Raw genomic sequence first — 19,061 nt, forward strand, 5'->3', positions numbered from 1 at the left:
TCCCCACCATTCACAACAACTACCTCAAATGAAACGACGACACTTCATTGCCGCCGTCGGCGCCGCCGCGCTGGCAATCCTCACCGGGTGTAAAACCGACTCACCGCCCGGGGAAAAATTCGTGGGCTACTGGCAAGGTCAGGCCCAAGGCAAACGCCCTCCGGATCTGATCCACATCGCCCGCAACGGCGAATCGGGCTTTCTGTTTACTCTGACAGGCTTTGACGCCCTGTTTGGAGGAGGCTACAAGTCCCGCACGGCGCCCGCCGTCATCAGCGATTCGGCCAACATGCTGATCGTGGCTCAGACGCTCAACGTGGCTTACGACGAAGACGCTGATCAATTGGTCTCGGACCAGCTTCGCGCCACACGCATCACTGAATCGCAGTACCAGGCTGCTTTGGCGACCAAGTAGCTCCTCCATCCCCGCGGCTACCAGCTGCATCTTTCTGTGGTGCCCGTCCGGGCACCACCTTCCCCGGAGTCAACTCAATGAATCGCTGGTCACAGAACTTAGCGGGCCTGGTGCTGCTCGTCAGTACCCTAGGCGCCGCCCATGCCAGTGGCATCCCGACCGTGGATGCCGCTACCATCGCCCAGTTGCAGCAGCAGTATGAAAACGCTGTGAAGCAACTCAGTACGTTGCAAAGCCAACTGGAAAACGCGAAGTCCCAGCTGAAGGCAATGACGCAATCGAGCGGCTTTGGCAACGTGGTCGGCGATCCGACACAGCGCGACCGGTTCCGCCAGGCGCTGCCGTCGCAATCCGACGACCTGCTTGACCGCTCAGGCTCATCCAGTCTGAATACCGATGTCAAAGCCGCGCAGGATAAAGTCCTGGCGCCGGTCGATTTCGCCAGCGACCGGGCGCAGCTCTCGCAGGATGCTCTGAACATCGAAGCCACATCCAAGGCCATGAGCCAACGGGCCTATGACTCCATGACTCAGCGCCTGGCCAATATCGACGCACTGCAAGACAAGATCAACCAGACCACAAACCCCAAGGAGATTGCAGAACTGCAGGCCCGCATTGCGATTGAACAGGCGAACATCAGCGCGGAACAGACCCGCATCCAACTCGCGCAGCAGCAGCTGCAAGCTGAACGCAATCTGCTACAGGCCCGCGCCAAGCGGGTCTATGGCGGCTGGTTTGGCGACAAGCCCGCCTCGGGCGAGTGAGGTCGTGCCATGGCCGGATTTGACACAACCATCACTCAACCGACTGACGCCGCCACCATCGGGGACTGGATTCTGACGCAAACGGGCAATGTCCTGAACAACGCAGTGAACGGCCCCATGGAAAAATTATGGGACGCGCTATCGCCCGTCATCATCGTGGGCCTGACGATTCAATTCTTGGCATATGCCTACATGCTGGCCAGCGGCCACGGCACGATGAGCGTGACGGAGTTCTTCAAGAAAGCCATTATGGTCGTCATCATCGGCGCATTCTTCGGCAGTGCCGGGGCATTCCAGACAAACATTGCCGATACCATGCTGTCGCTGCCCGATGACGTGGCGACCCTGACCAGCGGCACCAAAGACATCGGCAAAGAGGTCGATAAGCTGCAAGCTGAAGCCTCCAAAGCGGCCAATGCAATGACCAATTCGGGCGATTCGTCCTGGTTCCAGTTCCTACCCAGTGGCCGGGAAGTGCTGGTCAGCATCATCGCTGTGGCCATGAAGGTCGATATCGCAATTGTCGGCGGCATCATGGTGGTCCTCATGATGGTCTGTCAGGTCGGCATGGCGTTGGTCGTAGCGGCCGCACCGATCTTTATCGCCTTCCTGCTCTTTGAGCCCACAAAGCAGATGTTCAACAGCTGGGTGTCCGCAGCCTTCAATTTTGTGTTCCTTGCGATGCTTCTAGGCCTGGTCCTCGGGTTCCTTCTGCAGATGAATCTGGGCCTGATGCAGATGGTTGCTACCGATGTCAATGCGGGCGCAGTCGATGTCTTCACACTGCTAGCGGCATCCACGTTGATGGGTCTGGCAAGCATCGTCATCATGATCATGTTGCCAAGCCTGGCCAGCAGTCTGTCGGGCGGCTTTGGGGCGCATTTCGGCGTCGGCTCCGCTGCAAGCGGTGCCATGTCGGGCCTGCGCATCAAGTCAATGATGCGGATGATCCCCGGCGCGGGTGGCGCACGGGGCGCAGCGCGCGCTGCAGCGTCTTCCGCAAAAAAGTAGTCCTTCCTCTATGCACACGCCCGCCCTAGGCGGCGGGCAGGAGTCTTTTCCATGAAAAAAATCATCGCCGCCCTGGCGCTGGCCGGGGTGCTCTCGGGTTGCGCGTTTCACGCGCCACAACCCCCGCAACCGGCTGACGGCCCCCGTGTTCCAGTCAACGCCACGGCCCCGCTTATTGAAGGAGTCTGACACGTGTCCAAACAGATCAAAATGCAGGACCTGGCCCGGCACCTGGAGGAATCCAGAGGGCTGGAACGCGACTATCTGGGCGAATTGGTCGCCAGCCGCCGACGCGCTTGGCGTGTAACCCTTGCCGCCGGCATCCTCGCCCTGGGTTCGGTCGGAGCCGTCATGGGGTTGACGCCCCTGAAGCAGCCGCCGGAAATGTACGTCGTGCGCGTCGATAACGCCACAGGCGCCATCGAACACGTCAGCACCCTGGGCCAGCCCATGGAGGATTACGGTCAGCGCATCGCCAAGTATTTTCTCAACACCTACGTGCTGAACTGCGAAGGCTACAGCTGGCAGACCATTCAGGAACAGTTCGATACCTGCGCCCTGCTGTCCTCGCCTTCTATCCAGACCGCGTACGGCAAGCGATTCGAGGGCACGGACGATCCGACCAAACGTCTGGGCACGCTCGGGGCCATCGACGTGAAGGTGCATTCCATCACGCTGGGAGCCAACCAGGCCGCCGTGGTGCGCTTTTCGACCATCGAGCGCGACACCACCACGGGTAACGCCCTGAAAACGCGCCACCTGATCGCCACGATGGCCTACGAGTACATCAATGTGCCGCTGACGGAAGAAGTAGCACGACTGAATCCGCTGGGATTTCAGGTCGTGCGCTATGACCTGGCTGCTGACCTGTCCCGATAAAAAGGAACCATCCCATGAAGCAAACCACCAAGGGCGGCCGACTGGCCGCCCTTTCACTGGCGCTGCTGCTGGCCGCACCGATGGCCGCACAGGCTCTGGACGCGCCCACCTATTCCAAAGCGGACCGCCGGGTGCGATACGTCGATTACAACCCGGCCGATGTCATCCAGCTCGATGCCGTGATCGGTGTGGCCACTCACATCGTGCTGGAACCTGGTGAGCGCTACGTCTACCATGTCTTCGGCGATAGCCAGGCATACCTGTTCACCCAGAAAGACAACCACCTGTTTTTCAAGCCAACCGCTGAAGACGCTGATACCAACCTGATCGTCGTCACGGATCGCCGGGATTACGCGTTTCGCCTGTCCTACCACGACAACCGGGATGCTTCGGCGCTGTACAAGCTGGTCATCCGCTACCCTGAATCGGAGATCCGCCAGGAGGCGGCCAAAGCGAAGCGACAGGCTGTGGAATACGCCTTGCGCCAAGTCGGCACACCCATGAACTGGAAGGCATATACGCGCAGCGGCGACGTTACGCTCGCGCCGGTCCATGCCTGGGATGACGGTCGCCAGACCTGGCTGCAGTTTCCGGTCGAAGGCGACATCCCCGCCGTATACCGCGTCACGCCCGACGGTCAGGAAGTGATCACGAACTACCACATGGCTGACAGTCGGACGATGGTCTTGCATCGCACCTCGGCGCTGTGGCACCTGCGCCTGGGCGACCAGGTGCTGGCCATTTACAACGACGCATACGGGCAAGTGGCCCCGCCCACTCATACCGGCACGGCCTCTCCGGAGGTCCGCCGCATCGTCAAGGGAGTAGCCGACCAGTCTCTCCCGACCGCCAATCCGGTCGATCTGAAGCCCGCACCAGCATCGGTCGCGCCTTCTGCCGTAGCTCAACCTGTGGCGCAACCCGCGCCGTTGGAGCCTGCCCCGATTCTGCAGCCTGTTGAGGCCGATGCGACGGGGGATCTGTCGCTGATGCCCTCGCGGATGTGGGAACAGGACGGCAAGACTTGGATGCAGTTTTCCGGTGCCGTGCCCACCGTCTACGCCGTGGGCGATGACGGTCAAGCAAAACTCGCATCGACAACCTTACACCCTGATCACACGATTTCTGTGACCGGCACAGGTAGCAGATGGCAACTGCGCCAGGGCACTGCAAACCTGACGATCAGCAAACGGGATGGACAAAAATGACTGATTCGACGCATCAAACGCCGCCGCTCGGCACAGAAGACCTGGACCGTGGCGGCGCAGCACTGGACGACGTGCAGCGCACTGCACCGCGTGGCGCTCGCGCCATCTTCATCCTCGCTGTCATGGTCGCCACAGCGGTCGTGGCAGGCGTCCTCTGGCGCTCATGGTCCAGCAGCACAGACAAAGAGGCGACCGACAGTGCGGCTCTGGAGTCGGAACAAAGTGGCATCAGCAATCTGCTGAAAACCCCTGCTGTGCCGCGCCCGGCACCACCGCCACCGGCGGTCGCTGCGCCTGCTGCACCGCCTCCCCCACCGCCGGTACACGTTACGCCGGTCGCGCCACCGGCCCCAATGATCGACAAGGTCGCGCTGCGGCGCCTGGCCAGCCCCCTGCAGGGTGAGGGTCAGGCTCAGACACCGAACGCGGCAGGATCCACTACAGGGCCGACTGGGCCGCGTGTTGACGCTGGGCCTCTGGCTGACAAGCTGCGGCCGCTGGAACTGGCCCCATCGGTTGCCGGCCAGCTTGGCAACATGAACATGCTGCTCACGCAAGGCACGATGATCGACTGCACCCTGCAAACCAAACTGATCAGCACCCAGGCTGGCCTGCTGACCTGCCTGGCCACCCACGATGTGATGAGCGCCAACGGCAAGGTGAAACTGATCGACGCTGGCACCAAGTTCACGGGCTATCAATCTGGCGGCATCGTGCAGGGCCAGGCCCGTGCTTTTGTGACATGGAACCGGCTGGAGACCCCCACCGGTGTCATCCTCAACTTGGGGTCCCCTGGCACTGGGCCATTGGGTGAGGCTGGCCTGGGCGGTTTCGTGGACAACCATTTCTGGGACCGATTCGGCAATGCCATTTTGCTGTCGCTGGTTGGCGACCTGGGGAACTGGGCGGCCAATCAGGGGCAATCAGGCAGCAACAACATCCGCTTCGACGGCACCCGTGAAGGTGGCCAGGAGGTCATTTCGAAGATCCTCGAAAAGTCCCTGGACATCCCGCCGACCCTCTACAAAAACCAGGGCGAACGCATCGGCATCATGGTCGCCCGCGATCTGGATTTCAGCCAAGTCTATGACCTCAAACCCGTCTACTGAGCCGCTACCCTTTGACCGCGCTATCGCGGTCAAAACGTTCTTACGGCCGGTGAACCAGTACCTGGACGACCCTGCTGTTACGGAACTGGCGATAGTCCGGCCTGGCGAACTGTTCACACGTGAAAGAGGCGCCTGGCACTTTCATGAATGCCCGGACCTCTCGGCCAGCCACCTGGCCGCCCTGGCCAACGGCCTGGCCGCCTACAACAGCATGGCGCCTGCACCGATCATGTCGGTGATTCTGCCCAATGGCGAGCGTGGCCAGCTGGTCAGCCCGCCTGCGTGCATCGACGGCACGGCCGCGATCAACATCCGCAAGCACGCCCAAACGGTCATGACTCTGGAGGAATTGACCGCACAGGGCGCATTTGCGTCGGTGCGGGATTCCGCCGCCGAGTTTGCCGCTGGTGGCCTATCACCGGTCGATCAGCGTTTGTCGGCGCTGCAGGCGGCAGGCGACATCCCCGGCTTCCTGCACGAGGCCATCCAGGCCCGCAAGAACCTGGTCATCGCTGGCGCCACGGGCTCTGGCAAGACCACCTTCGCCAGGTCGCTCATCGAGCGGGTGCCGGTCGATGAACGGCTGATCACCATTGAGGACGTACACGAACTGGCGCTTCCTCGTCACCGCAACCGCGTCCACCTGATGTACGGGGGGACACGGGGCCGAGTGTCGGCCACGGACTGCCTTGCCGCCTGCATGCGGCTCTCACCTGACCGGATCTTTCTGGCCGAACTGCGCGGCCCGGAGACGTGGGATTACCTTGCGGCGCTGAACACCGGCCATCCGGGCTCGATCACCACGACTCACGCCAACAGCGCAGCCGACACGTTCGACCGGCTGGCGGTCCTGGTCAAACAATCGCCCACGGGCGGCCAGCTGGACCTGGCGACGATCCAGGCGTTCCTGCGCCAGACCGTGGACATCGTGCTGTATTTCGAGCGGTTCCGCCTCACCGAACTCTGGTACGAGCCGCGCCGGCGCACCTTGCACTGATTCGTCTGCTGCCGTCCGCGCAGCCCCACCAGCCGCCCAGGAATCTTCCTGGCGCGGCGCTTCCCTTTCCTGGATGGTGCGAGGCTTGCGCACCCTGGGCGAGCCTTCGCGCCCGGAGCCTTGCCCCATGTCAACAAATTTCTGCCTGCCGTTTCACGAAACCCCCGCCACCCAGCGCCTGTCAGCGGCCATGCAACGAGCCAAGGAAAAAGCCGATGAAGCCGTGGCGGCGGCCGCCGAAAAACAGGCCACCACGCCGGTCAAAATGCTCCTGCCCGGCCTGAATGAGTCCGTCCGCGCCATTCCCAACTACATCGCCAGAAGCGCGATTTTTGCGCCTGTTCGCAAAGGATGCAGACAGATTCACGACGACACTGTGTTTCTCGAAGGCCCGAACATTCTGCTCAAGGGCTCCGGAAAGCAACTGTCCGAAGACCATTCGGACATCTGGATGCACGCCATGTATCTGCAGACCACGGTCCTGGTGGGCGAAGCCCCGGTCATCAACCGCGCCGACTTCCTGCGCGGCATGGGCCGCCCGACAGGCGGCAGCGCATACGATTGGTTGCACGATGGCATGAAAGACCTCTCACGCTTCACCATCTGCATCGAGGCCCGCCGACGGGATGGCTCCGTGAAATACAGCTACGGCCAGGCTCGATCCTGCCGGCTGCTGGCGATGATCGGCGGCTTCGATTACCAGGAATCCACGGGCCTGTACACCCTGTATGCGGACCCACGCTGGGCGCAGATTTTCGGCAACCGTGAGTTCGCACTACTTGACTGGGCCAAGCGCCTGAACCTGCGCCATGACCTGTCCAAGAGCCTGCAGCGGCTCATCGGCACATCGTCCGATGAGCGCCAGAAATACACCCTGGAAACCCTCAAGGACCGGGCGCAGTACACAAGCCCGATGCGCAAATTCCGGGGCAACCTGGAACGCAGTCTGGCCGAACTGGAAGCCTGCGGAATCATCGCCCGTCCATGTATCGAGACGGGGGCCAGGGGCCAGGAAATGGCCTCCTGGACGCGCCTGTAGTGACCCCCTGGCATCGTCATATCATCGCTCTTGAGCGAAAAAACAGCCTGTGGATAACGACGATTGAGCATCGTCATATCATTCCGCCCGCATCGTCATATCATTCCGCTTTGTCGTCATATCATTCCGCTTTATCGTCATATCATTCCGCCACCTCTCACGAAAAGCCTTTATTCATGCGGTTTTCCAGGGGTCGAGTGTCGCTCTACCTTATTACTACCTTATTTCTACCAGACAGGGCCTGTGGATAACACGGACGCCCATCGCCGGAAAGTTACAGATTAGATACAAACAAGCGGGGCGCGATGATATGCCGATGCCCCGAAGGTAGAACAAGAGTCCCCCACGCCTGACGGCGCGGGGAAAAGGTAGCCCCCCCTGGACCACGGACACAGACCAGGGCACTAACCGCACCTCGGTCCATCCACGAACCTTTCAGCATCAGTCCCCACGCCTACCGGCGCGGGGATGAACGCACCCCTGGCAACGGACAGCCGCTCCGACGCGAACCGCGTCCAGCGACATCACCTCATCCCACAGGCGGCGGGGCTGCCGCCCCCCGTCCGGGCCTTCGGCCCGCCGCCTCGCCCCCCGGAGGGCGCTAGCGCCCCTCCCGTGCCCGTCCGGGCACGGCCCCCTCCCCGCAACCCCGACACGCTAACCGAGTGTCGTCGGTCTGCAGTTGGAAAAGCGCTGCCTGCCGACCCAGGCTCGGCGCCAAGCCCAAGCTGCCGCATCACCCTATTCGCCCCTTCCCGTCGTAGCCGTCTATCACCAACGGCTGCTGCGTCATGCCCAAAGGAACCAACCATGACCCCTGCCATGAGCAACATCCTCAGCAAGATCCGCCAGGCTGCACAGAGCGACTGCACTGGTCTGTCCACTGCCGAAGCCTTGATTGCCGCTCTCGTACTCGACCGGCCTGACTGGCTGATCGACATGAAATTCACGATCCCCGAAGCACTGGATCGGATCGGTCCCCAATGGGCCGAGCTCATCCCCGAAATCGCCCGGATCTGGAAGCAGGAACTGGCTACCCAGGACTCCCGTTTCTCCTACGAAATTCTGCCGCGCTCCGAGGACATGGGCGGTGGCTACCAGCTACGCCTGCTGGAGGCAGGCCAGGAAGTGGGAGGTGGCGTATTCCCAGCCCAGAGCGGCTCTCCTGGTCGAGGCCTGGGCGATCTGTCCTACAGCGAAGCGGTGGCCACCGCCCACGCTTGGCTGGACTCCCGCCGGGCCTCTCCAGGTCGCTAATTCGCTGTACCCCACCAGCCATGAACGTAAAGAAAAAGGTCTCTCTCAACATGCTCAACAGAATCACTCGCACCATCACCTGCAGCATGGTTGCGCTCTCCATGCTAGCGGGCTGCGCATCCACGAACATGCCGCCACCGGCCTCCACTAGCACACAACCCTGGCAGATCACCCCCAGCGCCTCACAGGCGCAGGGGGTCGGCCAGCCCGCCCTGCCTCCCAACATGACCGTCATACCGGATCAAGCCCAGACACAGGACCGCAAAGAGGTGTCCTTGCCAGATCAGTCGCGGCACGGGCAATCCGGCGCGACCAGTGATTCCCTCGCAAGCCAGGCCCATGGCATGGCGCAGAACGTCGCACAGGACTGGCTGTCACAGTTTGGCACTGCGCGGCTGTCGGTCGGCCAGATAGGCCAGGGCGGCGATATCAGCGGCGCTCTGGACATGCTGTTTCCGATCCATGAAGACGGCAAGAATCTGGCGTTCACGCAACTCGGTGTACGGCATTCAACGCAGTACACGGGCTCGTTTCGCACCACAATCAATGCCGGCTTGGGGTATCGCCGTTTCTTTGACGCACAGAGTCCCTACATGCTCGGCATGAACGCGTTCTATGACCAGGATCTGACTGTTGGGCATCAGCGCCTGGGCCTCGGCGCGGAATACTGGATGGACAACTTCAAGGTGGCGGCCAATGGCTACTTTCCCATCTCAGACTGGAAAAAGTCGCCCGACCTCGCCCGCTACTTCGAGCGCCCTGCCACGGGCTTTGACATCCGTGCTGAGGGCTATCTGCCGATGTACCCCCACCTGGGTGGCAAGCTGATGTACGAACAGTATTTCGGAGATGAGGTCGGTCTGTTTGGCGCGCAAAACCGCCAGAGCGACCCGAAAGCATGGACTGTCGGTTTGACATACTCGCCAGTCCCGGCCGTGACCCTGGGCGTCGATCACAAGATGGGCGAAGCCGGTATGCGAAGCACCAATGCCACGCTGAACTTCAAGTTCCAAATCGGGGTGCCGCTAGCCAAACAATTTGATCCGACCAGAGTCGCCCCTTCGCGCAAACTCGACAACATGCGCCATGACCTGGTGGACCGCAATAATGAAATCGTTCTGGAATACCAGAAAGATGAGACCGAGATTGCTGGGCCGATTCAAATCACCTACCACGTTGCATCGCTAATCCTGCCCCCCATGGGGCCTGATAGCGCCTTTGACGCCGAAGCAGTCGTCGTGGACAGTGAGGGCAATCCAGCACCCGCCATGGCTCAAGTGACCTGGCGGGTGAGGGAACTGGACAAATTCGGTACCCCGGTTTCCCCATGGGCTTTCATTGCGACTCTGCCCACTGATGGTGCTGGCCTCTCCAGCTTGCCTGTCCCTGCGCCCGGATGCGTCAACAAGACCTTTGAGTTTTGGGCTTCTGTTGATGGCGGCAGTGACCAAGGGCAGCATGGCACCGTGACGTGGACATGCTCCTGATGACCAGCAAACGAGAACCACTATGACCGAATCCCGTTCAGTCGCGCGGTTTCGGGCTGTGCTGGCTGAACTGGACCCTCGGATCAGCCTCGCAGCGCGACTGCGTGCCATCTTCCCCCAACTCGAAGAACTCGCCGCCTCTGGCTTGCCGATGGCGGCAATTCTCTCCGACCTGAGCGCGGCAGGGCTGGATGTGCAGCCCGACACCCTGACCAAGACGCTATACCGCTGGCGCAAGAGAAAGCGGGGAGCCATGCCTGTCCCGGCGCCGGCGAACCCAGCACCACCAGCCCCCGATAGAGAAACTCCGCATAAAACCCAGCGCATCGAAACGCCTGGTGATCTGCGCAATATCCGGAACATGCATGTCGATCTGGAGGCGCTGCGGCGGGAGGGGCAGGCCTTACGCAAAGGCAAATAGCAACCGCATCAACGACTCACCAGGGGCCGCATTCGCGGCCCCTATTCATTGCATTTCAACTGGAGTTACACCACATGAAAGTCGCCATCCTCAACTACTCCGGCTCGGTCGGTAAAACCGTGACCGCCTCGCACCTGTTGGCACCCCGCATGCACGGGGCGCAGATCTTCGCCATCGAATCCACGAACGAAACCGCCGGCGACCTCGGCCTGGACATCGACATGCTGCGCGGCGAACAGTTCGGCAAGCTGTTCCGCGACCTGCTCGCCATTGACGATGCCATCGTGGATGTGGGGGCCAGCAACATCGAGGACTTCCTGACCGCCATGAACCGGTACGAGGGCGCCTACGAGGAACTGGACTACTTCGTGCTGCCGGTCATCAACACCGGCAAGGCCCAGCGCGAAACCATCAAGACTGTGGCCGCCCTGGCCGGCCTGGGTGTCCCGGCCAACAGGATTCGGGTGCTGTTCAATCGGGTCGAAGTGAGTATCGAAGACGAATTTCTGGCAATCCTGGCCTATGCCGACAAGACGGGCGAATTCGTCGCCAACCCGAAAGCCGCAATCTACGAGAACGAGGTGTTCGAAATGCTGGCAGATCTGCGCACCACGATCCAGGACGTGCTGGCCGACGATACGGATTACCGGGCGCTGCTGCGCCAGGAGGACCCCGCGCACCAGGCGCGGCGCAGCCACCTGAGCAACATGATTGCCCTGCAAGCCCTGGCCAAGCCGGTTGCCAGGCAGATGGACGCCGCGTTCGCCGCCCTGTTCCAGCAGTCGGCTCCCGCCGCGACGGAGGACCGGCCATGAGCGACGAACGCAGCGCCGCCCGCACGAAGCTGGATTTTGTGTACCAGGAGGTCGTAGGCGAGGTCACAGCCCTGGTCACACGGATCGAGGACGCCAATAAACGCCTGACGGCAGTGGGCAAAAAAATGGATGCGGCGGCCGTCTCCATCGATAAGCTGCCCGACCGCCTGCAGACGGCCCTGGCCGCATCGGGCAAAGAGATCAGCCACGATCTGGCCGCGCGAGCCCATGATGCCGTCCAAGCATCCGAATCGCACCTGGCCGAACTGGCCCGTCAGTCTGCCCGGTACGCCACCATCGCCCATCAGTCGGCCCGCCGCATGGCACTGATCGCCCTGATCGTGGGCAGCGCGGCCGGCAGCATCGGCGGTCTGCTCGCCGGTGTGGCCCTGGGCGGTCACCTGGGCTGATTGATCCGGGGCTGGCCCTGCCTGGCCCCTTTTCACAAGGACATGACATGCCGCAACTCTCCCCTATCACACGGCGGCGTATCGCCGCCGTGTGCCTGTCTGTTTTCCCCATCGGGGCGTGGCTCATGGCCGCGTCCTGGTCTTCTGGGCTGCGGCTGGCCGACTGGGACGCCAAAGCCTTCTGGTACTTCCTGAGTGTGACTTCCACCTACCCGGTCCTCTACATCCCGCCAGTCGCGGGCCTCATCCTCGCTCTGGCGCTCGTGATCTACCTGGGCCGTGCGCATCAATCCGACGGATTCGAGGGTGCTGGCTATTCGCGGTGGATCCGCGGCACGCGGTCTGTCTCCCCGCGCACCCTGGCGCGGATGTGTAAGGAGCGTGGCACGGTGCAGGCAGATGTCGCAGGGTTACCGATGCCGCGCAAGGTCGAGAATCTGCACCTGATGATCGGTGGCGCCACGGGTTCGGGAAAATCTGTGCTGCTGCGCCGCCTTGCCGACTCTGTGCGCCGACGCGGAGACCGGATGATCGTGATCGACCCCAACGGAGATTTGATGTCGAAGTTCTGGAAAGATGGCGACATGATCCTCAACCCCTACGACATCCGCAGCCAGGGCTGGACTTTCTTCAACGAGATCCGCGCAGACTACGACTGGAAGCGCTTGGCAAATTCTATGGTCCCCATGAGCCAGGACAAGAACGCCGAAGAATGGAACGACTTCGGTCGACTGCTGCTGCGCGAAACCGCCAAGAAGTTGCACCAACTGCAAGGCGAAGACGCCAGCATCATGGATCTGTTCAGGCTCTGCACGATTGAGGATCCCAAGGTTCTGAAGCAGTTTCTTGACGGCACCCTGGCCGAATCGCTGTTTGTGGGTTCGTCAGAAGCCAGCAAAGCCCTGTCTTCGGCCCGGTTTGTGCTGTCAAACAAGCTATCCGAACACACCTGCATGAAGCCGGGTGCCTTTTCCATCCGCGATTGGCTGGAAGATCCGAATGGGGGCAACCTGTACATCAACTGGCGCGAAGATATGGCGTCCTCCATGCGACCGCTCGTGTCGGCCTGGGCGGACGTGTTCATCACGTCGATTCTGTCGATGCCAGAAGATAGGGATCGGCGGTGGTGGCTGTTCATTGATGAACTGGCCAGCCTGGAAGCACTGCCGTCCCTGGAAGCGGGCTTGACCAAGGGCCGCAAGAACGGCTTGCGCATCGTTGCAGGCCTGCAAAGCACGTCCCAGCTGGAATACATCTACGGGCGCACCATGGCCACCACCATCCGGGCATCCTTCCGTAATCTGGTTGTGCTGGGTGGCTCAAAGACGGATCCGCAAACCGCAAAGGACATGAGCGACAGCCTGGGCGAACATGAAATCGAACGTCCAGATTACAGGGTCTCCCGATCCGTGGATTCGCGCAACACGACAGACGGCATGGTGCGCACCACGGAAAAAGTTGTCACCCCTTCTCAGATCCAGGCCCTGCCGGAACTGGTCGGCTACGTCGCCTTCGCAGGTGACCATCCGATTGCCAAGGTGCAGATGCAGTACAAGGCGTTCGCCCAACGCACGGCCCCCTTCTGCGAGTCCGAACAGCTACGTCGAGTCAACGCGCCCACCGCAACGCAGTTCACGCCGGAAGTCGGCGCGCTGTTGGACGGCATGCGCGAAGCTATCAAGACAACGGACACGATCGACGCCTCCGCACTGCCCAAGACCAGCGCGGCATAGTCACCTTGTCCGCATTTTCTGTGGACAAGCCTGCACGCAGCCTCCCACTCCCAATCCTCACGTGGCCCGCCGGGCGGCAGGAAGTTTCCTGACCGCCGGCGGGCTTTTGTTTATCAGGAGTACTCATGATCACCTACAAAGTGCTGCGCCGTGAAGCGGCCGCCGATAACACGCACTACTACAATGATCAGAAGGATGACTATTACAGCCGTGACAGCGGCGCGGCTGTGTGGCAAGGCGATGGTGCTCGCCGCCTTGCCGCCGTCGGTGATGTGGATCCACAGCGGTTTCATGCCATGCTGCGTGGCGAGTTCGGACAGGGTATCCAAGCGGGCAAGTCTGTGCGCAAGGACAGCAAGGCCCGCGCTGGCATTGACCTGACATTCAGCGCCCCCAAAAGCATCACGCTGCAGGCCTTGGTGGGCGGTGACGAACGTCTGCTCAAAGCGCATGATGAAGCCGTAGCCGCAACGCTGGCATATATCGAGCGCCACGCGGCCCGTGGTCGCCAGAAAGAGCGCGGCAAAACGCACACGGAAGAAACAGGCAACCTGATCATCGCCAAGTTCCGGCACGAAACCGCCCGCCCGACGGAAGATGCGCCGCCAGACCCCGCCCTGCATACCCACGCCGTCATCATGAACGCCACCCAGAGGACTGATGGTAGCTGGGTATCGTTGTCGAACGAAGAAATCGTCAAGCGGCGCATGCTCTACGACGCGGTGTATAACGCCCAGCTGGACTACCAGGTACGTCGCCTAGGATACGAGGTCCGCTACGAAAAGCACCATATCGAACTGGCCCACATCAGTCGGAAGGCCATTGAGGCGTTCAGCAAACGCCGGGCCCAGATCGCTGCTGCAATGGCTGCGCACGGCCTGGACATCAATGAAGCACCGCGACAACAGCGCGAACCCGCGCTGCTGGCCACCCGCCAGGACAAAACCAAGGAATACAACCGCGCGGACCTGCATGCGAGCTGGGTCCAGCAGGCCGTAGACATTGGCATTGATTTTGGTGCCCGCACGGCCCCCGAAGCCTCCCGCGAAGACCCACAGGCTCAGCGCGACGAGCGCCCCGAACACGCAATTGCCGACCAGTGCCTGAATTGGGCGGTGGCACACTTGGCTGAACGCGAAAGCGTGATGCCTCGCTCAGAACTGCTGGCCGCCGCCATCCGCCAATCCGGCGGTACGGTCGCCCCGGAAGTCATCAGCGATGCATTGCGCCGCCGTGCGGACGCGGGCCAGTTGCTGCGCAACCCCGCGCAGTACCGACTGGCGGCAGACTTGAAAGCAGATCCCCTGACACGCAAAGCCTGGGCGCAAAAGGTTGCGACCCAGCGCGGCCAGCCTCTGGCCGATGCTCTGGCGACAGTGGACCGGGCCATTGCACAGGGTCGCCTGGTCGCCGACGAACCGCTGTATGCGACTCCGGCCGCCTATGCGGCCGAGAAACGCATTACAGACATGGAAGCCGCCGGTCGGGGCGCAGTGGCGCCTGTGATCACCCGCGAAGTGCTGCAACACACCTTCGAGGGCAGTACCCTGAGCGCTGGCCAGCGCGATGCCCTATGTCTGATCCTGGCCGAACAGGACCAGATCGTAGGCGTCCAGGGCCTGGCCGGCACCGGCAAATCCTTCGCTCTGCAAAGCGCACAGCGCCTGCTACAGGAGCGCGGCTACAACATGGTGGCCCTGGCTCCCTATGGCGCCCAGGTCAGCAACCTGCGCCAGGATGGCATTGCGGCCAACACCGTGGCCTCGTTTCTGACGGCCAAGGACCCGCGCCGGATCATGGACAAAATGGGGCCGCAGACCGTGGTGGTGATCGACGAGGCTGGTGTCGTGCCCGTGCGCCAGATGGACAAGCTGCTTGGCAGGATCACAGCGACAGGCGCCCGCGTCGTCGTGCTGGGCGATACAGCCCAAACGAAGGCCGTCGAAGCTGGCCGCGCCTTTGCGCTACTGCAGGAGCGCGGCATGAGAACCGTGACGATGGGCGACATCCAGCGCCAGAAAAGCGAACGGCTGCGCCGCGCTGTGGAGCTGGCCGCCGGTGGCCAGGCTAGCCAGTCACTGCCGTTGGTGGACCGGATCGCATGCGTGCAGGACTCGTTTGGCGAAGACGAGCACGGCAACAAAACCCGCGACAGCAGCGCCCGCTACGAGGCTATCGCCGCAGAATACACAGCACTGCCTCATGAGGACCAAGCCAAGACCCTGATCATCACAGGCACGAACGATTCACGCAAAGCCATCAACGCCCTGGTCCATGCCAAACGCGGCTTGGCGGGCTGCGGCCACCGGTACCAGCTGCTCACCCGCCACGACACGACACGAGCGGAACGCTCATGCGCAAAGTACTACACGGTGGGGGATGTCGTGCAGCCTGAGCGCGACTACAAGTGCGGTCTGAAACGAGGCCAGTTGTATCGAGTCGTGGAATGTGAACGCCGCTTTGACCGGATCTCGGTGGTGCCCATGGGTGCCCCTACCCAGACGGACAAAATCATCGAAATCATCCCAAAAACGATGAGCAAGCTCTCGGTCTACCACCAGCATGAAGCGGAACTGTCCGTGGGCGACTGGGTGCGCGTCACACGCAACAATGCCGCCGCCGACCTGGTCAATGGCCAGCGTGCCGAGGTCGTGGCCATCGATCCGGACGCCATCACGCTCGATGTTGGCGGCCGCTTGGTAGAACTGACAACAGACAAACCATTGCATCTCGATCATGCTTACGCAACGACCGCGCACAGCGCCCAGGGCCTGACCTGCGACCGCGTGTTTTACAACGCGGAAAGCTACAGTCGCACCACGGCACAGGACACCTACTACGTCAGCATTTCGCGGGAACGTCATGAGGTGGTGGTGTTTACAGACGATGCGACCGCGCTGCCCAAGGCAGTTGACCGAGTGCCCTACAAGGGCCTGGCGCATGACCTGGTTGGCCCCGATCATGCGCCGACAGGCCACGCGCTGAAAGCGCCGGAATATGAAACCGGTGATGATCTGGAAATGGACTGACTCCCCCCCTTCGACCCGGCCTCGTGCCGGGTTTTTTTTCAACTATCGGCATTCGGTAGGTGATGGGTTGCCGAAAACATCCCTTAACCGTCTTATTGATGTCCTTGATGTGTCCTGTTGATGTCCTTGAAGCGTCCTATAGATGTCTTAGAAATGTCCTGTATATGTCCTATGGGCTTCTCAGAGTAGAAAACCTGCAGTGTCTACGGAACCAAATGGCTACAGCCGTGGAACGATTCACCAGCATGGATCGGGTCTCTCCGAAGATTTGTAGCCTACCGTGTTCCACGGTGTCGATTTTTCGATTTTTCTTGCAAGCCGCGCTGGCGCTGGCTTTTGAACCCCGCCAGGGGTGCGTCATGTATGGACCCTTTAAGGCCACAAATGAGCGCCAGCGAATTTGGGGAATTGAAGGGTCCAGCAGGCCCTTAAGGGCCTGCAGCGTCATCAGCGCGGGACCCAGGCGAAGCCTGGGATGTGGGCTATGACATCACCCTGACGACAGGCAGGGCCAAATCCACCACAGGCAGGAACAGGACGACAGCATGCCGGTATCTGAGACCGGGCACTACCGGCAGACCAGGACATGAAAAAGCCCACGACCAGGCAAGGCAGTGGGCCAGTGCAGGCCAAAAGAAAGGGCCGTATCAACGGCCCGAAGGATTAGAAAACTGGCTGTTCATGCCGTTTCAAGTTTCTTGATCTCTGCATACATGGCATCGGGGGCTAGGTCGATGTCACCCGGCCATGTCACCGCGCCATGATTGACGAACGCTTCGTTGAATAGGGATGGATCGCTGAGGGCAGCAAAGACCCCCGCGCCAGCGGAGTGAATGAGTGCAGTCAAGTCCATCGTTCCCTCAGTGCCATCCACGAATCGGACATGCAACCGAAACCCTGGGAGGGCTTCCACCGTCGTCACGCGCCAAGGCATGCGCGGTTGAATCGGCGGCGTTACACCAAGGGATGAATCTTGTTGGGCTGCTGATTGCGAGCGCATAGTTCCCAGTCCTCCATAAGTTCGGCGCGATGTTCCTGCGCCCATTCCAGGATCAGAGCGAGCGCTCGCCGCGGCATCTCGCCTTCCACACTCTCCAACGTCCGGATGTCGATCAACACTTCATGCTCAGCATAGAGCGCGTGAAAGTGCGGCGGCGCGTGATCGTTCCAGAACATTTGGATCAGGATTCCGTAAAACGTGCTGATAGTCGGCATTGTCAGAATCAAGCGCTGCGGGCCACATCGTAGTATGGCCCTGGTTCATAGTAGATGGATAACGGATCTTCATCAATGGCGGGGGGGCATGGTGGCGGTGCATCCCCCTGTGCCTCTCTGAAGGCCAGCACGGCAGCGACCTGATTACCCTGTGCCCCGTCCAGCCATTTTTTGGCTTCGGCTTCCGCGCAACCGGTGCGGTGCATGACATACGCCATCGCCGCCGCTTGAACGACCAGGGGTTTATCAGGAAGGATCCGCCGCATGCCGTGCCCCTTGTTGTCTAGAACGGAATGCCGTCCGAATCGTCAGCCGCCGCCGGCGCGGGTTTGCCGCCCTTGCTTTGCGGTGCGGATTCGTTGCGAATGTCCCGGCCAGCGACTTGCCCGACCGGCCCGTTGATGTTCTGCGTCGTGCCGCCTTCACCCCCGCCCAGCATCTGCATCTGATCGGCGACGATCTCGGTGCTGTAGCGGTCGGCGCCAGTTTCCTTGTCCTGCCATTTCCGGGTCTTCAGACGGCCCTCGACGTAGACGGACCGGCCCTTCTTGAGGTATTCGCCGACGATCTCGGCCAGGCGGTTGTAGAACACTACGCGGTGCCATTCGGTTTCCTCGCGGCGTTCACCCGTGGCTTTGTCTTTCCAGGTGCTGGTTGTTGCGATGGACACAGTGCAAACGGCCATGCCGTCGGGCGTGTAGCGAACCTCGGGATCTTTGCCCAGGTTGCCGATGAGGGTGACGCGGTTCAGTGATGCCATGGTGCTTTCTCCTGATGTACTTCCGTGGTTGAAAAGGTCTTTCCCTGCTGACCGGATCCGAAGATTCTTGAGCCGGATCGTAAAAATCGAGGTTTAGGGATTGATCCTGGCGCCCGGTGTTGCCGCCGTCTTCCGTGAGTTCCGTCGCCGTGCCGTACTGGGCCACGAAGCGACAAGCGCAGGGGGGACCGTGGAATAAATAGGGAGCGCCAGCGACCGGTTTATGCCGCGAAAGCCCCCCGCAGCGCCGGAGCGCAGTGGTACACGTCGGCGGTTTAGGCGGCGGAACTCACGGGAGACGGAGATCTCGGCCACTGCGAGGATCTGTCACTGAACGGCGGCCGCGCGGCGAGCGCCCTTTGTCGCGCCACCAGGCGCGGCACCAAACAGGGCCGCATTTCGGCCCCCCAGGCAAGCGCAGCGCGCAGCGTCGCCAGACGCGAAGGCATGAGGGATGGAAGCCCGCAGGGGCGAGACCCGGAACGGGGGCTCGATGCGCAGCACGAGAGCCC

20 protein-coding genes are annotated in these 19,061 nt (G+C 61.6%); 16 read left to right on the forward strand and 4 right to left on the reverse strand.

The annotated features are described in order from the left end of the window. Positions 1–28: 28 nt before the first annotated feature. From O4H32_RS00785 to mobF, 16 genes are all read left to right on the forward strand, one after another. Positions 29–415 (forward strand): hypothetical protein, encoded by a 387-nt coding sequence (locus O4H32_RS00785; protein WP_269355798.1) that lies wholly within the window; start codon positions 29–31, stop codon positions 413–415. Between the two features lie 77 nt (positions 416–492). After that, positions 493–1,179 carry a TrbJ/VirB5 family protein gene (locus O4H32_RS00790; RefSeq protein ID WP_269355800.1) on the forward strand — a complete coding sequence of 229 codons (687 nt, stop codon included), beginning with the start codon at positions 493–495 and terminating at the stop codon, positions 1,177–1,179. Positions 1,180–1,188: 9 nt separating this feature from the next. Then, complete coding sequence (locus tag O4H32_RS00795) at positions 1,189–2,190, forward strand: TrbL/VirB6 family protein (protein ID WP_269355801.1); 1,002 nt, start codon at positions 1,189–1,191, stop codon at positions 2,188–2,190. A 51-nt stretch (positions 2,191–2,241) separates the two neighbouring features. Beyond that, positions 2,242–2,379, forward strand: a complete 138-nt coding sequence (locus O4H32_RS00800) for a putative periplasmic lipoprotein (protein ID WP_269355803.1) — start codon at positions 2,242–2,244, stop codon at positions 2,377–2,379. Positions 2,380–2,382: 3 nt separating this feature from the next. Then, positions 2,383–3,069, forward strand: a complete 687-nt coding sequence (locus O4H32_RS00805; protein WP_269355805.1) for a VirB8 family type IV secretion system protein — start codon at positions 2,383–2,385, stop codon at positions 3,067–3,069. 14 nt (positions 3,070–3,083) lie between these two features. After that, entirely contained in the window at positions 3,084–4,277 is a 1,194-nt protein-coding gene (locus O4H32_RS00810) for a TrbG/VirB9 family P-type conjugative transfer protein (RefSeq protein ID WP_269355807.1), read from the forward strand. Then, entirely contained in the window at positions 4,274–5,386 is a 1,113-nt protein-coding gene (virB10, locus tag O4H32_RS00815; protein WP_269355809.1) for a type IV secretion system protein VirB10, read from the forward strand. Before O4H32_RS00810 ends, virB10 begins: the two co-directional genes overlap by 4 nt. A gap of 49 nt (positions 5,387–5,435) precedes the next feature. Continuing rightward, entirely contained in the window at positions 5,436–6,383 is a 948-nt protein-coding gene (gene virB11 / locus O4H32_RS00820; protein ID WP_269355811.1) for a P-type DNA transfer ATPase VirB11, read from the forward strand. Positions 6,384–6,510: 127 nt separating this feature from the next. After that, positions 6,511–7,422, forward strand: coding sequence for a TrfA (locus O4H32_RS00825; protein WP_269355813.1), 912 nt, complete (start codon positions 6,511–6,513; stop codon positions 7,420–7,422). A gap of 810 nt (positions 7,423–8,232) precedes the next feature. Then, positions 8,233–8,679, forward strand: coding sequence for a hypothetical protein (locus O4H32_RS00830; protein WP_269355815.1), 447 nt, complete (start codon positions 8,233–8,235; stop codon positions 8,677–8,679). A gap of 20 nt (positions 8,680–8,699) precedes the next feature. Beyond that, positions 8,700–10,166: an inverse autotransporter beta domain-containing protein gene (locus tag O4H32_RS00835; RefSeq protein ID WP_269355817.1), complete on the forward strand. Its 1,467-nt coding sequence runs from the start codon at positions 8,700–8,702 to the stop codon at positions 10,164–10,166. Between the two features lie 22 nt (positions 10,167–10,188). Then, positions 10,189–10,587: a hypothetical protein gene (locus tag O4H32_RS00840; RefSeq protein WP_269355818.1), complete on the forward strand. Its 399-nt coding sequence runs from the start codon at positions 10,189–10,191 to the stop codon at positions 10,585–10,587. Between the two features lie 74 nt (positions 10,588–10,661). After that, the gene (gene stbB, locus O4H32_RS00845; protein WP_269355820.1) at positions 10,662–11,402 is read left to right on the forward strand and encodes a StbB family protein; all 741 of its coding nucleotides are present in this window, start codon (positions 10,662–10,664) and stop codon (positions 11,400–11,402) included. Continuing rightward, a complete protein-coding gene (locus tag O4H32_RS00850; RefSeq protein WP_269355822.1) occupies positions 11,399–11,812 on the forward strand; it encodes a hypothetical protein in 414 nt (137 codons plus the stop codon). The genes stbB and O4H32_RS00850 overlap by 4 nt, the downstream gene beginning before the upstream one ends. Positions 11,813–11,859: 47 nt before the next feature. Then, positions 11,860–13,545 (forward strand): type IV secretion system DNA-binding domain-containing protein, encoded by a 1,686-nt coding sequence (locus tag O4H32_RS00855; RefSeq protein ID WP_269355824.1) that lies wholly within the window; start codon positions 11,860–11,862, stop codon positions 13,543–13,545. Between the two features lie 125 nt (positions 13,546–13,670). Continuing rightward, on the forward strand, positions 13,671–16,574 hold the full coding sequence (mobF, locus tag O4H32_RS00860; RefSeq protein WP_269355826.1) for a MobF family relaxase: 2,904 nt from the start codon (positions 13,671–13,673) through the stop codon (positions 16,572–16,574). 679 nt (positions 16,575–17,253) lie between these two features. Here mobF and O4H32_RS00865 read toward each other — a convergent pair. The 4 genes from O4H32_RS00865 to ssb are packed head-to-tail and all read right to left on the reverse strand — an operon-like array spanning position 17,254 to position 18,549. After that, the gene (locus O4H32_RS00865) at positions 17,254–17,619 is read right to left on the reverse strand and encodes a DUF2442 domain-containing protein (RefSeq protein WP_331284263.1); all 366 of its coding nucleotides are present in this window, start codon (positions 17,617–17,619) and stop codon (positions 17,254–17,256) included. After that, entirely contained in the window at positions 17,529–17,789 is a 261-nt protein-coding gene (locus tag O4H32_RS00870) for a DUF4160 domain-containing protein (protein WP_269355829.1), read from the reverse strand. The genes O4H32_RS00865 and O4H32_RS00870 overlap by 91 nt, the downstream gene beginning before the upstream one ends. Positions 17,790–17,797: 8 nt before the next feature. Beyond that, positions 17,798–18,055 (reverse strand): hypothetical protein, encoded by a 258-nt coding sequence (locus O4H32_RS00875; RefSeq protein ID WP_269355831.1) that lies wholly within the window; start codon positions 18,053–18,055, stop codon positions 17,798–17,800. A 17-nt stretch (positions 18,056–18,072) separates the two neighbouring features. After that, positions 18,073–18,549 carry a single-stranded DNA-binding protein gene (gene ssb / locus O4H32_RS00880; RefSeq protein WP_269355832.1) on the reverse strand — a complete coding sequence of 159 codons (477 nt, stop codon included), beginning with the start codon at positions 18,547–18,549 and terminating at the stop codon, positions 18,073–18,075. Positions 18,550–19,061 lie beyond the last annotated feature (512 nt).

This window comes from Castellaniella denitrificans (assembly GCF_027214045.1).
In the GTDB taxonomy this organism is placed as follows: domain Bacteria; phylum Pseudomonadota; class Gammaproteobacteria; order Burkholderiales; family Burkholderiaceae_B; genus Castellaniella; species Castellaniella denitrificans_A.

Excerpts from the sequence above, each read along its gene's own strand:
- O4H32_RS00785 (WP_269355798.1), top strand. The coding sequence starts at position 29 with ATGAAACGACGACACTTCATTGCCGCCGTCGGCGCCGCCGCGCTGGCA.
- O4H32_RS00790 (WP_269355800.1), top strand. The coding sequence starts at position 493 with ATGAATCGCTGGTCACAGAACTTAGCGGGCCTGGTGCTGCTCGTCAGT.
- O4H32_RS00795 (WP_269355801.1), top strand. The coding sequence starts at position 1,189 with ATGGCCGGATTTGACACAACCATCACTCAACCGACTGACGCCGCCACC.
- O4H32_RS00800 (WP_269355803.1), top strand. The coding sequence starts at position 2,242 with ATGAAAAAAATCATCGCCGCCCTGGCGCTGGCCGGGGTGCTCTCGGGT.
- O4H32_RS00810 (WP_269355807.1), top strand. The coding sequence starts at position 3,084 with ATGAAGCAAACCACCAAGGGCGGCCGACTGGCCGCCCTTTCACTGGCG.
- virB10 (WP_269355809.1), top strand. The coding sequence starts at position 4,274 with ATGACTGATTCGACGCATCAAACGCCGCCGCTCGGCACAGAAGACCTG.
- O4H32_RS00825 (WP_269355813.1), top strand. The coding sequence starts at position 6,511 with ATGTCAACAAATTTCTGCCTGCCGTTTCACGAAACCCCCGCCACCCAG.
- O4H32_RS00830 (WP_269355815.1), top strand. The coding sequence starts at position 8,233 with ATGACCCCTGCCATGAGCAACATCCTCAGCAAGATCCGCCAGGCTGCA.
- O4H32_RS00835 (WP_269355817.1), top strand. The coding sequence starts at position 8,700 with ATGAACGTAAAGAAAAAGGTCTCTCTCAACATGCTCAACAGAATCACT.
- O4H32_RS00840 (WP_269355818.1), top strand. The coding sequence starts at position 10,189 with ATGACCGAATCCCGTTCAGTCGCGCGGTTTCGGGCTGTGCTGGCTGAA.
- stbB (WP_269355820.1), top strand. The coding sequence starts at position 10,662 with ATGAAAGTCGCCATCCTCAACTACTCCGGCTCGGTCGGTAAAACCGTG.
- O4H32_RS00850 (WP_269355822.1), top strand. The coding sequence starts at position 11,399 with ATGAGCGACGAACGCAGCGCCGCCCGCACGAAGCTGGATTTTGTGTAC.
- O4H32_RS00855 (WP_269355824.1), top strand. The coding sequence starts at position 11,860 with ATGCCGCAACTCTCCCCTATCACACGGCGGCGTATCGCCGCCGTGTGC.
- mobF (WP_269355826.1), top strand. The coding sequence starts at position 13,671 with ATGATCACCTACAAAGTGCTGCGCCGTGAAGCGGCCGCCGATAACACG.
- O4H32_RS00865 (WP_331284263.1), bottom strand. The coding sequence starts at position 17,619 with ATGGGCGCAGGAACATCGCGCCGAACTTATGGAGGACTGGGAACTATG.
- O4H32_RS00870 (WP_269355829.1), bottom strand. The coding sequence starts at position 17,789 with ATGCCGACTATCAGCACGTTTTACGGAATCCTGATCCAAATGTTCTGG.
- O4H32_RS00875 (WP_269355831.1), bottom strand. The coding sequence starts at position 18,055 with ATGCGGCGGATCCTTCCTGATAAACCCCTGGTCGTTCAAGCGGCGGCG.
- ssb (WP_269355832.1), bottom strand. The coding sequence starts at position 18,549 with ATGGCATCACTGAACCGCGTCACCCTCATCGGCAACCTGGGCAAAGAT.